This is a genomic window from Pseudovibrio sp. Tun.PSC04-5.I4, from assembly GCF_900104145.1.
Lineage (GTDB): Bacteria > Pseudomonadota > Alphaproteobacteria > Rhizobiales > Stappiaceae > Pseudovibrio.
In genome coordinates this window covers 246,538-262,773 of the sequence record NZ_FNLB01000006.1, presented here as the reverse complement: position 1 = coordinate 262,773, position 16,236 = coordinate 246,538, and the positions used below count along the sequence as shown (strand labels likewise).

General features: G+C 50.9%; 13 protein-coding genes. 3 read left to right on the top strand and 10 right to left on the bottom strand.

Annotated features, from left to right (window positions below):
• Positions 1-103 precede the first annotated feature (103 nt).
• A complete protein-coding gene (locus BLS62_RS06245; RefSeq protein WP_093178265.1) occupies positions 104-1,753 on the top strand; it encodes a BCCT family transporter in 1,650 nt (549 codons plus the stop codon).
• Positions 1,754-1,926: 173 nt separating this feature from the next.
• Here BLS62_RS06245 and BLS62_RS06240 read toward each other — a convergent pair whose 3' ends face one another.
• Positions 1,927-2,961, bottom strand: coding sequence for a GlxA family transcriptional regulator (locus BLS62_RS06240; RefSeq protein WP_093178262.1), 1,035 nt, complete (start codon positions 2,959-2,961; stop codon positions 1,927-1,929).
• Positions 2,958-3,224 carry a hypothetical protein gene (locus BLS62_RS31010; RefSeq protein ID WP_093178259.1) on the bottom strand — a complete coding sequence of 89 codons (267 nt, stop codon included), beginning with the start codon at positions 3,222-3,224 and terminating at the stop codon, positions 2,958-2,960. The genes BLS62_RS06240 and BLS62_RS31010 overlap by 4 nt, the downstream gene beginning before the upstream one ends.
• 416 nt (positions 3,225-3,640) lie before the next feature.
• Here BLS62_RS31010 and purU point away from each other — a divergent pair, with 416 nt between their 5' ends.
• Together purU and BLS62_RS06225 are read left to right on the top strand one after the other, a co-directional pair.
• On the top strand, positions 3,641-4,498 hold the full coding sequence (purU, locus tag BLS62_RS06230; protein ID WP_093178256.1) for a formyltetrahydrofolate deformylase: 858 nt from the start codon (positions 3,641-3,643) through the stop codon (positions 4,496-4,498).
• 78 nt (positions 4,499-4,576) lie between these two features.
• Positions 4,577-7,138 carry a GcvT family protein gene (locus BLS62_RS06225; RefSeq protein WP_093178253.1) on the top strand — a complete coding sequence of 854 codons (2,562 nt, stop codon included), beginning with the start codon at positions 4,577-4,579 and terminating at the stop codon, positions 7,136-7,138.
• A 51-nt stretch (positions 7,139-7,189) separates the two neighbouring features.
• Here the strand turns inward: BLS62_RS06225 and BLS62_RS06220 are convergent, their stop codons facing one another.
• The 8 genes from BLS62_RS06220 to eutA all read right to left on the bottom strand — a co-directional run bounded on the left by BLS62_RS06220 (position 7,190) and on the right by eutA (position 16,230).
• Positions 7,190-8,461, bottom strand: a complete 1,272-nt coding sequence (locus BLS62_RS06220; protein ID WP_208990707.1) for a DsbA family protein — start codon at positions 8,459-8,461, stop codon at positions 7,190-7,192.
• 517 nt (positions 8,462-8,978) lie between these two features.
• Entirely contained in the window at positions 8,979-10,352 is a 1,374-nt protein-coding gene (locus tag BLS62_RS06215) for an aspartate aminotransferase family protein (RefSeq protein WP_093178250.1), read from the bottom strand.
• Between the two features lie 13 nt (positions 10,353-10,365).
• Positions 10,366-11,841 (bottom strand): NAD-dependent succinate-semialdehyde dehydrogenase, encoded by a 1,476-nt coding sequence (locus BLS62_RS06210; protein WP_093178247.1) that lies wholly within the window; start codon positions 11,839-11,841, stop codon positions 10,366-10,368.
• Positions 11,842-11,929: 88 nt separating this feature from the next.
• On the bottom strand, positions 11,930-12,415 hold the full coding sequence (locus BLS62_RS06205; protein WP_244283539.1) for an Lrp/AsnC family transcriptional regulator: 486 nt from the start codon (positions 12,413-12,415) through the stop codon (positions 11,930-11,932).
• A 14-nt stretch (positions 12,416-12,429) separates the two neighbouring features.
• Positions 12,430-13,422: a N(2)-acetyl-L-2,4-diaminobutanoate deacetylase DoeB gene (gene doeB, locus BLS62_RS06200; protein ID WP_093178244.1), complete on the bottom strand. Its 993-nt coding sequence runs from the start codon at positions 13,420-13,422 to the stop codon at positions 12,430-12,432.
• Between the two features lie 24 nt (positions 13,423-13,446).
• Positions 13,447-14,436 carry a cyclodeaminase gene (locus BLS62_RS06195; RefSeq protein ID WP_093178241.1) on the bottom strand — a complete coding sequence of 330 codons (990 nt, stop codon included), beginning with the start codon at positions 14,434-14,436 and terminating at the stop codon, positions 13,447-13,449.
• A 7-nt stretch (positions 14,437-14,443) separates the two neighbouring features.
• On the bottom strand, positions 14,444-15,442 hold the full coding sequence (eutB, locus tag BLS62_RS06190; RefSeq protein ID WP_093178238.1) for a hydroxyectoine utilization dehydratase EutB: 999 nt from the start codon (positions 15,440-15,442) through the stop codon (positions 14,444-14,446).
• Complete coding sequence (eutA, locus tag BLS62_RS06185; RefSeq protein WP_093178236.1) at positions 15,439-16,230, bottom strand: ectoine utilization protein EutA; 792 nt, start codon at positions 16,228-16,230, stop codon at positions 15,439-15,441. The genes eutB and eutA overlap by 4 nt, the downstream gene beginning before the upstream one ends.
• Positions 16,231-16,236: the final 6 nt, after the last annotated feature.

Sequence of the window (16,236 nt, the reverse complement as noted above, 5' to 3'; positions counted from 1 at the left end):
TCACTCGGTGAGGCGTATGGAACACCCAAATCATAAGAAAGGTCCAGCAAAGGGTCTCTCCTGACGGAAGTTTTTTCGCAGGTCCAACACAGGAGAATGCTTCATGACTGACATACGAAATTCCGGCCAGACATCGGCCGGAATCCCATTAGAGAACCCGCCTGATGACCAAACTGGTTCGGATTACAGTATCGGACAGGACAATATTGAGGGCAAGTTCGGGCCAATCGGATTTGATATTCACAATCCAGTTTTTGCGGTCTCTGCTCTGACTGTCATCGCCTTCGTGGCGTACACTTTGATAATGCCAGAACAGGCAAACTCCGTTTTCAGTCTGCTCTTTTCAACGGTCACAAAAAGCTTCGATTGGTTTTTCATCAGCGCCGCCGATATTTTCGTCATTCTCTGCCTTGTTATCGTAATCAGCCCTTACGGAAAAATCCGTCTCGGAGGGCGGGAAGCAAAACCTGACTTCAGCTACCTGAGCTGGTTTTCAATGCTCTTTGCTGCCGGAATGGGCATCGGCCTGATGTTCTATGGCGTCTCCGAACCTCTCAGTCATTTTTCTTCGTCGTTAGGTGGCACTGCAGTTGGTGCTGATGGTATCCGCACAGACTGGGCGCCACTGGGCGCAGCCACCAGTCAGGAAGAAGCCATTCGTCTTGGCATGGCTGCATCCATTTTCCATTGGGCGCTGCATCCCTGGGCCATTTACGCAGTCGTCGCTCTCAGCCTTGCATTTTTCAGTTATAACAAAGGGCTGCCGCTTACCATTCGTTCCGCATTCTATCCTATTTTTGGCGAGCGCGTTTGGGGTTGGCCGGGACACATTATTGATATTGTTGCAGTGTTTGCCACGCTGTTCGGACTTGCCACCTCTCTCGGTCTTGGTGCTATTCAGGCGAACTCCGGCTTCAATAAGCTGTTTGACATGCCGATCGACACGACGTGGCAGGTTATTCTGATCGTTGGTATCACCGCAATTGCACTTTTCTCAGTCGTTCGCGGCCTTGAAGCCGGGGTCAAACTGCTCTCAGAGATCAACATGGGGATCGCTGCCCTCCTGATCCTCTTCGTACTTATCGCAGGGCCAACATTATTTTTGCTCCCCGATATACTCAACTTCCTCGGAGCTTACCTGCAATACCTTCCTGCACTGTCGAATCCGGTCGGCCGTGAAGATGTGAATTTCATGCAGGGCTGGACATCTTTTTACTGGGCCTGGTGGATTTCCTGGTCACCGTTTGTTGGCATGTTCATTGCCCGGGTAAGTCGTGGACGCACCGTGCGCGAATTCCTCATCAGTGTGCTTCTGATCCCCTCGCTGGTCTGTGTCCTCTGGATGTCAATATTTGGCGGCGCTGCAATTAGTCAGGTTGCGCGTGACGGTTACACCGCGGTAACCGAAGCTGCTCTTCCGGTTCAGCTGTTTACAATGCTGGATGCTCTTCCGCTGGCTTCCATTACGTCCTTTATCGGGATCGTTCTTGTGATCGTCTTCTTTGTCACCTCGTCGGATTCAGGGTCATTGGTGATCGACACCATTGCTTCAGGTGGCAAGGTCGATGCACCCATTCCACAACGTGTTTTCTGGTGCCTGTTTGAGGGGTTGATCGCGATCGTGCTGCTCCTTTCGGCAGGAGGCTTGAAATCGCTGCAATCTATGGTGATCTCTACAGGTTTGCTCTTCACTGTTGTGCTTCTGGTCATGTGCGTCTCTATCTGGCGCGGATTAGCCAATGAGCCACGCTGATTAAGAGTATTTCTCAAGCTTGCACTTTGCCCGCCGCTGGTACGCATGCGTTTCAGCGGCGGTTTTTTATGAGAAAATGAAGCAGGTAAATCCTTCACACCAGATGGGCGGCAGCGCCCTTCTATTCAGGGAACCCAACAGTGCTGGCATGAGGAAACCATCTTTTCCGTCGGTCAGGCCTCAAGCTCTATCAAGGCTGGTCGCCTCAAAACCTGCGGTGTGCATCCATAACGCCGGCGGAACATCCGGCTTAGGTGAGACGAGTCGCAAAATCCGCAATCCACTGCGATCTGTGCAATTGACTTCTGACCTGTCTCAAGAAAATGGCGGGCCAGATCGAGCCGGATATTAACGAACGCCACTTGGGGGGATGTATCCAAGGACAAGCGAAAATAGCGCTCTATCTGGCGTTTGCTTTTTCCCATGCGCTTGGCAATTTCCTGAATAGAGATTGGCGTATCAATATTCTGCTGCATAACAAGCAAAGCCCGCTGCACAATTGGGTTCTGTGTTTTAAGATCAAGCGGAATGCCGGGCTGAGGTTTCTCGGCCTGAAGTGCATCATCAATGATCATGATGTGGAGGCTCTTACTTGCATGTGCCCGGCCCACATGTTTATCGACCAGATAGGCCGCCAGATGGGCAGAGCTGACCCCACCCGCACAGGTTAACCGATCCCGATCAACGACGAAAATCTGATCCGAAACCGGATCAAGTCCATCGAATTGTTCTTTAAAATCAGTATGACTAAACCAGCTGACACAACTGCGGTACCCGTCAAGTAGCCCAGCCCTGTGCAATAGGAATGCCCCCGTACAGACCCCAACGAGCGGAACACCCACCGCGGCTGCGTCTTGCAAAAAACTGTTATAGGCCGCACTGAGGCTTGGCGTATCATCCATGAGCCCGCCCACCACGACAATGTAATTGAAACGTCGCGGATCCCCGAGGCGTTCTTTCGGCTGAACTGTAATACCACTGCTTGATGAGATGGGATCCATCGTGTCTGACAGTATAGTCCAGTTACACAAGATCGGCCGACTGCGGTCACCTTCGTCCGCGGCAAGTCTCAACACATCAACAAAATTGGCAAAGGCACAAAGCGTAAATCGTTTTGCAAGAATGAACCCGACAGAGAGACGTGGTTTTTCTGACTTGGGCTTTAAAGTACGCAAACCGTTTATCTGGTGCGATAGTGCTTGTGTCATGCAATTTGTTGCTCCTCAAAAAGAAGATCAGCAAACTGCTGCGTGTGGGCAGCCCAATTTCCGACTTTGAAAATTGTGTCCAAGTCATTCCGACCTCTGTGCAGCATTACCTTGCCGAGGCTCAATCCAAGACCCAAGGACTTGAGTTGGCGTCTTACACGGACCACCCGTTCGCAGGAGCACCCGGCAACCTGAGCGATACTCAGGTTTGCTTTCTCTCGAATACGAAGCACGTCAATGCGAAACGAACATGTGTAAGTCATGCCGTATTTATACTTAACTTCTGCGAAGTTGGCTATGCATTCCGCAGCGAAAATTTAAGCGACGATCTTAGGCTCTAAGATACAGGGTAACTTGCCAAATTTGTCGTGTCGGTAATCCCGCTTTGACGCAAACATCCTATTTTTCGCCCCAAAAAGTCGCCAAATTATTTTCTAGAAACTGAAAACTGGATTTTGTGACTATGGGAGGAGCGTCTGAGCCGGGAGTTCAAATTCAAATCAGAGGGTCACGCCATCGTCTAGGCCATTGCCTGACCTCGGCTGAATAGGCAACCCTTGCGGATCAGTCTTTGAAAAGAGGTTCTTCAAATCATTTTGAAGACACCCCGGTAGAAAACGATCGTCTGAAGCTGGTAACCCTACTGCGACACCTCCTCAGTTAAAACGGAACAAATTCAGTGAAACACACGTCCATTATCTTACGTATTGCCTGTGTTGATCAGCCGGGCATTGTTTCCGCAGTCACATCAGCACTGGCGTCACGTTCTGCAAACATCGTAGAAGCCAATCAATTCTGCGATCGAAAGACGAACCAGTTTTTTCTACGGGTTGCCGTAAGCGCACCAGAAAATGTAGACAAGGCTGCTATCGAACTCGCTCTTTCCCCAGCCGTTGACCGGTTCAAAATGAGACTGAAGGTCGAGGATTTGTCTCGACGTCCCAAGATCATCATCATGGTATCGAGGTTCGACCATGCCATGTTGCACTTGCTCTATCAGATCAAGGTTGGCTGGCTCGATGCTGAAGTCGTCGCAATTGTGTCCAACCATGAGGATGCACGACGGGTCGCAGGGCACGAAAACATTCCGTTCTATCATTGGCCTGTAAACAAAGAGAACAAGCAGGAGCAGGAAGCCAAACTGGCTGATCTCATCAACGGAACCAATGCCGAACTGGTGGTGCTTGCCCGTTACATGCAGGTTCTGACGGATGAAATATCCAGTCAACTGTATGGCATGCTCATTAATATTCACCATTCCTTCCTGCCAAGTTTCAAAGGTGCCAAGCCTTACCATCAGGCGCATGATCGCGGCGTAAAACTAATTGGCGCGACCGCCCATTATGTAACGCCTGATCTGGACGAAGGCCCGATTATCGAGCAGGAAACTGAGCGGGTAAGCCATGGTATGTCTGCTGAAGATTTTGTGGCATCGGGTCGCGATATTGAGCCCCGCGTGCTGGCACGAGCCGTCAAATACCACCTTGAAGGTCGTGTGATGCTCAACAACAACAGCACTGTGGTCTTTACTCCCTGAAGGCGATCAGCACCGGTAATATCCGTATGTTCCCGCCCACAGAACGCGCCAATTTTGTTGAAATAAAGGATTGAAAACATGTCCGCATTTCCCGACAGAGCTAAAGTCGTTATTGTTGGCGCGGGCGGTATTGTTGGTGCCTCGGTGGTGCATCACCTCATTGAAAACGGTTGGGACGACATTGTTGGTATCGACAAGTCAGGTATCCCAACCGACATTGGCTCGACAGCCCATGCATCCGATTTTTGCTTTGCAACCAGCCACGATCTCCTTACATGCTGGACAACCATGTACTCCATGGATTTTTACGAGGAGATGGGACATTACGCACGCATCGGTGGACTTGAAGTTGCCCGTATTGGCGACGACGAACGTATGGCTGAACTCAGGCGGCGCGTTGACTCTGGCAAAGCCTTCGGAACCAATGTGAGGATTATCAGCTCAGCTGAAGCCAAGGAGAAGTTCCCTCTGCTGGAAGAGGACCAGATCCAGGGTGCTTTGTGGGATCCTGATGCAGGGCTCGTTGTTCCGCGCTCCCAAACGGTGGCTGGTAAGCTTATCGATCAAGGGGTACAGGCGGGTAAACTCAAGATCTTCGCCAACACTTCGGCCCTCGAACTCATCACCGAAGGTGGCCGTGTTAGGGGCGTAAAAACTGAGCGTGGTACAATTTATGCGGACCATGTTGTCGTTTGTGCCGGTCTCTGGGGCCGCTTGATTGCTGAGATGGCGGGCGAAGACCTGCCAGTCATGCCAGTGGATCACCCCCTTACTTTCTTCGGTCCCTATAACAAGTATGAGGAAACAGGTCTCGAAATCGGCATGCCATTGCTGCGAGATCAAGGCAACTCTGCCTATATGCGCGATACCGGCGACCCCAAAAGCACGGAGGGTGGTCAGATAGAATGGGGCTACTACTTTGAGGAAAACCCGCGTCTCGTTCATCCGCGCGATATCCTCGAAAAAGAACAGGCACGCCTCTCCCCTTCACAACGAGATCTTGAACTTGAGGACGTGATGGAACCGTTGGAGCGAGCGATGGAGCTGACACCAATCCTTGCTGAACTCGGGTACAATGAAGGTCATTCCTTCAACGGTCTTCTTCAAACATCAACCGATGGCAACCCCTCCATGGGTGAGAGCCGCAAACTGCGCGGACTCTGGTATGCAGTCGGTATCTGGATCAAGGACGGACCCGGCATGGGCAAACTCATTGCCGACTGGATGACACATGGCCGCACCGATATTGACCACAACTCCATTGATTATTCCCGGTTCAATGAGTTTCAACTTGATGAGGAATTCATCCACGACCGTTGCTGGGAAACGGCAAAGAAGATCTACAACCCACCAATCCACCCGCGTGAGCCCTTTGTAAACGCACGCGGAATTCGCCGCTCTCCGTTCTATGAGCGCGAAGTGGAGCTTGGCGGCTATTTCATGGAACTTGGCGGTTGGGAACGCGCCCACGGCTACTCAGCCAATGAGCACCTGTTGGAAAAACACGGTAACCGTGTGCCAGTACGCGAGAACGAGTGGGACAACCGCCATTTCTGGCGTGTTTCCAATGCCGAACAGCTCGAAATGAGCGAGGATTGCGGCATCATCAACCTTTCTCATTTCCACATCACGGATATTGAAGGGCCTGATCATGTCGAATTAATGGAATGGCTTTGCGCTGCCAAAATCGGGGGCGATAAAAACATCGGCAAAGGGATCTATACCCACATGCTTGATGATGAGGGCAATGTGCGTGCCGATTTCACAGTGTTCCGCATGGAAGACAGTTGCCGTCTTGTGAACGGCGCAGATGCAGGGCCGCGGGATTGCACATATATGCAACGAGTGGCTCAGGATAAGGGCTTTGATGTCGCCATCACCGATGTATCGGAGAAGTTCACCACCATTGGCATCTGGGGACCCAACGCGCGTGAAAACCTCCAAAAAATTGTAGAAGACCCGGAGGCTCTCTCTCTCGACAACTTCCCCTTCGCTGCGATCCGCCCGATTACAATTGCAGGCAAAACAATCTCCGCATTCCGTATCTCCTATGTCGGCGAACAAGGCTGGGAGCTGCATATGGCCTATGAGGATGGTCTTGCCGTTTGGGATGCTTTGCGGTCAATTGGCATAACAGCAGTGGGTATCGAGACCTATGCAAACTCACGTCGGCTGGAAAAATCCCTGCGCCTGCAAAACGCGGACCTGCACACCCAGTACAACCTTTTTGAGGCTGATCTGGCTCGCCCGAAGGTCAAAGCAGCGGAATTTCGAGGTAAGGCGAAGCACATAGAATATCGCGCCCGAGAGCACCAGCCCGCGCTACTCTGCACTCTGGTGATGACGGACCATCTAGATAATCAGGGTGTCGCCCGCTACCCGGTGGGTACCTTGCCTGTAATGAACCCGGATACCGGAGAGACACTGGTGGACGCCCTTGGCCGGCGCTCCTACACAACCTCCATCGCGTTTGGACCCAACATCGGCCAAAACATCGCCCTAGCCTATCTACCCCGGGACTACTGCCAGCCAGGGCGCAAATTGCACGTTTCCTATTTCGACGAAACATATCCCGTTGAGATCGCAGGAGTTGGCTACAAACCACTTTATGACCCTGAAAACGTGAAACCGCGGAGTTAACGAGAGGGCCAAATTACCATGTTAGACATTCGAGCACCGGTTACTGCCCACCTAAACGAATGCTGAGGAGTTCGCCACTGGGTCTTCCATGACCCACAAGCGATCCTGCCCCCATATTCCAGTCGTACCTACGCGAAAACTCGGCACGCCCCAAAGCCCTAACTTTACCAGTTCTTGTCGATTGGCTTCTACTTGGACACGCCAATCATCATTGTCGACAATATCCTTCGCTTCGTTCCAGTCCAATCCAGCACATGAAACTATCCGTGAAAGCCCACGGTCTGAACTCGCATCAATGCCCTGGGACCACACTCCAGTCATGAACGCTCCGCAAAACTCTTTTAGCCGATCATTAGAGTCAGCGTATTCAAGCAGTGAGTATCCGCGTTCGATAGCTTTGCCTAAAGGATCGCATATTCTTCCAAATGGAATGCCATGAAACCGAGCTTCACGTGCAGCGTCGGAAAGGATATATTTTCGTTTTGCAGATGGAACAGGCAAACCACGCATTACCATTGGCAAGACAGGCCGAATATTCAGCATCCCCCCGACCCTATCGCTCAGAGTGCAAGCTCGATCAAATGCGAGATAAGAATACGGGCTCCTGAATGACAGGAAGAAATCAATATTCACATCAGTGGAAGCTGCAAGGGATGGCAACGGCCTCGGCACGGTTGAAACAATTTTGTTGGGAGCTTTGCTAAGACCAAGCTTCTGCAGGCGGTCTTCCAAATACTGGAAACGATCCACTCCCCAATACCATTCCCCACCATAGTAAAAGGTCGCGCCAAGATAATGACCCAGCTCGGCTAGCCGTGCATCACCTTTTTCTTTTGTCCGCTCTGCATCAAGTTCCGCGCTGCTTGGTAATTCATCTCCGGACCACAACCGAGAACTGATCTCTAAAAGCTTGCCAACACACTCATCAGATTCAAGGTCGCGCGACATCAACGTTTCAGCTCTGGCTACACGTTCTGCACTTGGAGTTTCAGAGCTAGTTTCTGCAAGTCCATAGTGCTCGGCAAGACGCATGGAATCGACGAGCGCATATGCCTCCAACGCTGAACGTTCGGGTGCAGCCCAATCAGGAGGACCGGATATGAGGTGGATTTTCAATGTGATTGCATAGCGGTTTTGAAATTCGCCAAGCACTTGAAGAGTCAAATGCGCGTAGGGATCCGCGGCATCATGAAAATAATGCACTTCATGATCTGCACCTGTGCGCCTTCGTTGCTTTTCAAAAGCCCTACGCTTTCGCAATACCCTACTTTCGCTCGTAATGTATTCCGCAATTCGAGATTTTAACATTGAGCGAACAGACATCAAAAACGCTCCCCTGCCTCAAGACATTGTGCAGATCACCAAGACCGTGCAACATCACACCGTGTTCAGCAGACACAATGAACAACGAAGCGTCAACCATTGTTGGCATCAAAGTTGGCGAATGCATCGCCTAGCTGGCTTCGGAACTTGGCACAGTTAGACTGGTTCAGAAATCATTGGCCGGGCCGCATTAGGATACTGGCAAAGAGCTTGCACGCCTTCGTAAGGAAGGGAGGTTTTGCAGCGGGAAATAGAAATTCAAAGCAGCGGGGTGGGAATCTACTTTGTCAGACCAGGTGAGGTACTTCTTATTTTTGCTGCATGCGCTAAATTGCTTCATAGGCTGCTGTAAATCCGAATAGAGAGACCGGAATAGTCACAAGTTTATTATTTGAAATAATATTAGTAAAAGTGTCAATATAATTATGTGGAATTTTGTTTTAGAGCGCCGAGTGGTTGCCTTGAATCTTTAATTTGATGCAAGCTGAAGATATCTCCAACTCGCATCATTGTAAATTTAGCCCAACACAGACTTTACTGCGCTAGCCGTAGCAGCCACGACGGTGTCTGCTTCTTCGCGGGTTAGGCAGAATGGTGGGGCAAAGCCGAGAATGTCACCCTGAGGCATTGCCCGTGCAATTACTGAATCTTGAGAAAGCAGTGCCGCTGAAATTTTCGGCCCTATTTTGTCTGATGCGTCAAAGAATGTGCGGCTGTCCCGGTCTTTGACGAATTCGACAGCACAGAGCATTCCTTCACCACGAATATCACCCACATTGGCATGATCTCCCAATGCTTCTGTCATTGTCGTGTTGAGATAAGCACCGACAGAACCTGCTTTTTGGATAAGGTCCAGATCATCCAAAAGCTTAAGGTTTGCAACACCAGCCGCAGCGCCGATTGGATGAGCGGAATATGTCCAGCCATGACCAATTGCGCCATATTCATCCGTGCCTTGCTCCAGAACTTTCCAGACCTTGTCAGAAATGATTGAACCGGAAAGCGGCGCATAGGCGGATGTAAGGCCTTTTGCGATGGTGATGATATCCGCTTCAATGCCGTAATGGTCGGAGCCAAACATGGAACCAAGACGGCCAAAGCCTGTGACCACTTCATCAGCAACAAGCAAAATGTCGTGTTTTTTGAGCACTGCTTGAATAGCAGTCCAATATCCTGCTGGTGGCGGAACAATACCACCGGTGCCCAACACAGGTTCGCCAATAAAGGCTGCGATTGTATCGGCACCTTCGCGCTCAATCAAAGCTTCCAGCTCAGCAACGCAATGGGCGACAAACTGTTCTTCTGTTTGATCCAGATTGTCACGGCGGAAATAATAAGGAGCCTCGGTATGAATGACTTGTTCAACTGGCAGATCAAACTTTTTATGGAACAACTCCAGACCAGTGAGTGACCCGGTAACAAGACCCGATCCGTGATAACCACGCCAGCGAGAGATAATACGTTTTTTCTCAGGGCGACCTAAAATATTGTTGTAATACCAAATCAGTTTGATGTTGGTTTCATTGGCATCAGAGCCGCTCAAACCAAAGTAAACCTTGGACATATTGCTGGGCGCACGGCCCAAAATCATTTTGGAGAGTGTGATAGAAGCCTCGGTTCCATGTCCAACGTAGGAGTGGTAATAAGCCAGTTCTTTGGCTTGTGCAGCGATTGCTTCTGCAATTTCCTGTCGGCCATAGCCCACATTCACACAGTACAATCCTGCGAATGCATCCAGCATTTTGCGCCCTTCCCGGTCCTCAATATAGGAACCGGAGGCCGTTTTAATCACGCGGGTTGGGGTCTCTCCGCGCGCGTGCTGTGCCAAATGGGTTGAGGGATGGAAAAAGTTTTCGCGGTCCCATTGTGCGAGTTGATCATTTCTTAGCATGTCATGTCCTTCCTTATGCCCAGTCGCGGCAGAGGTATTTAATTTCAGTGAATTCTTCCATGCCAACCCGTGCGCCTTCACGGCCCAGACCGGATTGTTTTGTGCCCCCAAACGGAATGGGGGCACCGGTAACTTTCGTGCGATTCACCGCAACCATTCCAAACTGAAGGGCGCGGCTCACTCGGTAAATCTTGCGGGGATCAAGGCTGTGCAGATAGGCAACCAATCCAAATTCTGTATCGTTGGCGAGCGCGATCACTTCCTCCTCACTATCGAAGGGGGTAATTGCTGCAACCGGGCCAAAGGTTTCCTCATGCATGATGCGGGCATCCGCTGGAACATCGACCAGAACGGTGGGCTGATAAAAGAGTGGCCCCAACGGGTGCCGGGCGCCACCACATGTTATGCGCGCACCCTTTGCGAGGGCATCGGCAACATGCTCTTCTTGTTTCTGAACGGCGTTTTCATTCATCAGTGGACCAATGTCCGGGTCGTCCATTCCACACCCGACAGACAACGCCTTTGCAGATTTAGTAAAAGCCTCACAAAAGTCTTCGTAGATCGAGCGCTCTATGAAAATGCGGTTTGCTCCAAGGCAATCCTGACCCGATGTGGCGAATTTGGCTTTCATCGCTTCAGTGACAGCATTTTTTAAATCAGCATCTTTGAAAACGATGACAGGTGCATGTCCGCCCAGTTCGAGTACCAGACGTTTCACTGTGGCTGCCGATTGGCGGTAAAGCAGCTTGCCCACTGGTGTAGAGCCTGTGAACGACAATGCCCGCACGCGGGTATCCTTAGTCCAAGGCTCAACAACCACAGGCGCGACCCCTGTGACCACATTGAAAACACCTGCCGGAAATCCTGCACGCTCTGCCAATTCTGCCAAAGCAAGCGCGCTGTAGGGCGTTTCGGCGGATGGATGCGCGACTATGGTGCAACCAGCGGCCAGGGCGGCAGCAGCTTTCCGTGTCAGCATTGCAGAAGGGAAATTCCAAGGGGTGATCAAGGCAGCGACACCAACCGGTTCGCGCCAGAGCTCCACCTCTGCATCTGCTAGATGGCTGGTGACACCTTCAATATTGGGACGTTTTGCTTCCTCGGCATAGAACTCGACAAAAGCTGCACCGTAATCGATCTCGCCGCGTGCCTCAGACAAAGGCTTGCCTTGCTCAAGGACCATGATGCGAGCGAGGTCTTCTTTGTGAGCCAGCAGAAGGTCAAACCACCGACGCAAAATAACGGCACGCTCTTGTGGCAACAAACCCGACCATTTGGGAAAAGCTGCCGCTGCCGCAGTTACTGCCGCAGTTGATTCCTCTGCAGAGAGGCTTGCAACATCCCCGAGGTAATTACCGTTTGACGGATCGGTAATTGAAAATGTTTCGCCTGTTTTTGACGCACACCACTTCCCATTTATGTAGGAAAAGGAACGCACTAAGGCTTTACCTGTGATGTCCGTCCGCGCAGATAGGGCCGTTTCTGACATGACATTTCCTCCGTATTCACAGAGGAATGTGCCTGTTTTTGACGGAGGATGTGACCGAATGCGAGGTCTGTTACAGAGGAATCATCTGCTATTGCGCATTGAAAAGAATATTCAACGGGGGAGCTACGTTGCCCTTGACCGGCTTCGTTACGATATAGGTAAAGTAGCGGGACAAACCGATACGCGCGTCCAGCATCGCATCAATCAAACGTTGATAAGCGTCAATGTCCCGCGTCACAATCTGCATCAGATAATCGAAGCCACCACCTAGTGCCCAACAGGATACAACCTCATCGTATTGCTGCATGGCCGTTTCAAAGGCATGAAAACTGGCGGCGGTGTGATCAGCAAGTTCTGCGGCAACAAAAACAGTGACATGCGGACCTAGTTTTTTGAGATTGATCCGTGCTCCGTAACTCTCAATAAGGCCGGATTTCTCCAATTTCTTTAGACGGTCCCAACAAGGTGTCGGAGATAGCCCGATGCGATCTGCAAGTGCTGCTTTGGTAATTCGTCCCTCAACAGAAAGAATTCTTAGTATGTCCAGATCACGTTGATCAAGCTGCATTGTCATTCCTTTTGCGCCCCTCACGCATTGATAACACCGACCACTGCCGCGCTATCACCAGACTTTATAAGGCCGGGAAAATGGCGACTGATCAGAATACCACTTCGGTTCGCATAGTATGTGGTTGGTTCGACGCCGGTTTTATCCAAAGGCCAGACACGGGCGACCACATCACCTTTTTCAACTTGCTCTCCCAGATCAATCATAGGTTCGCACAATCCGTCCTGATCACAAAAAGTAAAGCAATCACTGTCCGGCATATCGATCCGGATCGTTTGATCCAATTGTAGTGTTCCCTGCAAAATTCCAAAATGGATCAACACATTCCGAAGACCTTTCTTGGCGATTGCAATGGATTTTGTTGTCACTGTTCCCCCACCACCCAGTTCAGTGGAAACAAGAACTTTGCCCATATTCTCAACCGCTGTATCGTACATACCCACATTATCAATTTCGAGAAGTTGAACTGAGTAAGGCGCATTAAAAGCGGCCATCGCTTCAAAACAGGCTTTTTCGTTGATTTTGTCTTCCAAAATATGAGCGGCAGCAAACGGGACAAAATCAAGCGTCTTGCCACCAGAGTGGAAATCTACAGCCACATCTGCAAGGGGCAGCAGGTATCGTTGAAAATAGTCAGCAATCTTTTCTGTCGGTGTCCCATCAGGACGCCCCGGGAAAGAGCGGTTCATATTCCCTTGGTCAATCGGAGATGTGCGTGTTCCCGCTTTGAAAGCGGGGTAGTTGAAAGCTGGAACAATGATAATACGCCCAGTTACATCCTCAGGTTTCACTGTGACAGTTAGCTCTTGCAGTGCTACTGGACCTTCGTACTCATCCCCATGATTTGCCCCAGTCAAAAGCGCTGTCGGTCCAACACCATTCTTGATAACCGTAAGCGGAAGCATGATGGCTCCCCACGCACTGTCGTTACGGCTGTATGGCAGGCGCAAGAACCCATGATGGATGCCGTCCTGATCCAATGGGATTGTAGGCATGATTGGATTTGGTTGCATACTCGTTATCCTAACACCTGCTTGTCAGCTATGGATGGCTGTACCTGCTCTTGCAGCTTCAGCGCGGACTCCGGCGAGAGTGGCAATCGCTGTGTCCTGCACGCCGGTGCCAGTCAGATCACATACTGTGATGTCACTCGCCGATTTGCGCCCCGGTTTCTGGCCTGCAATAATTTGGCCCAGCTCGGCATACCTATCAGGGTTTGCAACCGTGCCAGCGGCTATCGCTGCGCGCAGTTCGCCCTGTTTGATTGATTGGGACAGCCGATCACATACAAAAAGAGAGGCTGCGGGAATGACACAAGGGGCAAGTTCAGCTTTGTAGTCTGCATCTGATCCCATGGCCGTAATATGCTGTCCGGGTCGCATCATATCCGCTGTAATCAACGGCTTTCCGGAGGGCGTGGTTGTTACGACAATATCAGCTTGAGCCATCACGTCTGTTATGCTGCCGGTCGTGACTTCGATCCCCAAACGCCTCGCACAATCACGGGCGCACTCGGCGGTTTTATCGGCATCGCGCCCCCAGATGACGGCCCGTTTTATGCCGCGAACCAAAGTCAGAGCTTCAAGTTGAAGACGAGCTTGAACGCCACTGCCGAGAATACCAGCGGTTTTGCTGTTTTCACGAGACAAGTATTTAGCGGAGACGGCGCCAGCGGCAGCTGTGCGAACATCAGTCAAATATCCATTATCCAGTAAGACGGCTTTGACAATGCCAGTCTGTGCATCAAACAGAACCATCAACCCATTCAAACTGGGTAGACCCAGTGTGGGATTATCGAAAAACCCCGGGCTCATCTTGATTGCAAAACTGTCAATGCCGGGAACATAGGCGGTTTTTACATCCACTTCACCATTGTGGTCAGGCACATGGAAGCTCAGAATTGGAGGCATGACCACGTCTGCTGTGGCTAACAATTGAAATGCATTTTCAATGCAAGCAACCGCATCAGCGTCCAAAGAGATCGCACTGCGCAGGTCAGTTTCAGTAAGGATTTTGATTTCAGGCATAAGCGCTTCAGTCCCTAGATGTATTGGCAGCAGCATCGACGTTTTCGCCGTCAATCAATCGCTTATGCAGGGCCATATCAATATTCTGACCTGTGATAAGAGACACACAATGCCCCGAGTTTTTAATCTTGCCAGCGAGTAACGCGGCAATGCCAACACTGCCGGACCCCTCAATCACCTGACGTTCCTGCCAATAGGCATGCCGGATGGCCTCTGCAATTTCCTCTTCAGTGACCAAAATCAAGTCATCCACCAGATCGCGCACCATGCCAAAAGTGTATGTGTTATTCAGGCCAATTCCACCGCCCAGTGAATCTGCAAGTGTTGGTAATTCCTCGACAAAAATTGGTTTTCCGGCACGCTGACAGTCATGCATAGCGGCCCCTCGTTCCATGGAGATTCCAATAACTCGGATTGAGGGTTTAACGACCTTCATCACCATAGCCACGCCTGAAATCAAGCCCCCACCGGAGACCGGCACCAGCACTGTGTCCAGATCCAACGCCTGCTCCAGTATCTCATGTGCAACCGTACTTTGCCCGGCAATGATATCGCGGTGATCAAACGGGGGAAGCATCACCCTGCCATCTGCCACCAGTCTGTCAACTTCCGCTTGGGCATCATCTTGCGATCGGCCCACGATCCGCACCTCAGCCCCATGTGACCGGATGCCATCAATCTTATTCTGCGGGACAAGCTCGGACATACAGATAATGCAAGGAACACCTGCGTTAGCAGCAGCATAGGCAAGACCGCGGCCATGGTTGCCCGTGGAAACGCCAACCACACCAGCCTCCTTTTGCTCTGGCGAAAGCGATAAAATCGCGTTTGTTGCCCCTCGGAGTTTAAAACTACCCGTAATTTGCGTCTGTTCCAGTTTCAGCGAAACATCCGCTGAGACAAGCGCACTCAACGAGGGAGAGCTGACCAAAGGCGTGGTTCTGATGCGACCTGCTATCCTTTGGCGAGCAGCAAAGCTGTCATGAAGGGTAATTTTCTCGATCATTGTGCCATCATCCAGTTAGGAGTTCTGTGTTGGAACAGGCGGCCAAAACCTGTCGCGGTTTTTGAAGAATTTAGATGTTGAAAGCAGCGCCAGATCATCGCCTGATTAGACGTTACAACCGGTTTTCCTATCCGCGCCTCAATCCTCTCGATACACACCGCAGCCCTTAACCCAGTACAAGACACAAACAAGGCCTCTGCTGATGGATCCATTGTTGCGCAGGCTGCCTCGATGATTGTTTCCTCAGATAGGCGCGCAATTTCGCGATCATCGTCAATGCCAAGACAATTTGCGCTGGCAATCTCGGGGCCATTTGCTGAGAAATACCGGAGTAACTCATTGGAAATACTGGTGGAATACGGGGTCAAAACACTGATCCGCTGTACATTTAAAGCTTTGAAGGCATCAAAAGCGGCGGAGCTTGGACTAACAAAAGGTGTGTTGGGTTTGCCCGCATTCAGATATTTGCCCACTGCCGTGTTGCCTAAAACAATAGAAGCGGCGGTACAGCTGTATGCGATAACATCCAGCTCCTCGCCCGGTAAAATTTGAGCTGCGGCCTCTGTCAACCTTGGACCCGTCGCAACCAGATTCTCGCGTGTGCCCGGGTTCTGATAGTCAATACGGTTGACATAAACGCCGATCTCAGCAGGATCGCACAGGCGTGTAAAATCACATTCACTGGTGTGATCCGTTGCCAGAACAACCAGCCCTATCCTTTTTTTTACAGGACGGGTGTCCAACACATTTGTGCCCGTCCAACTGGTTGAGAGACTCTCATAAACCATTAGATT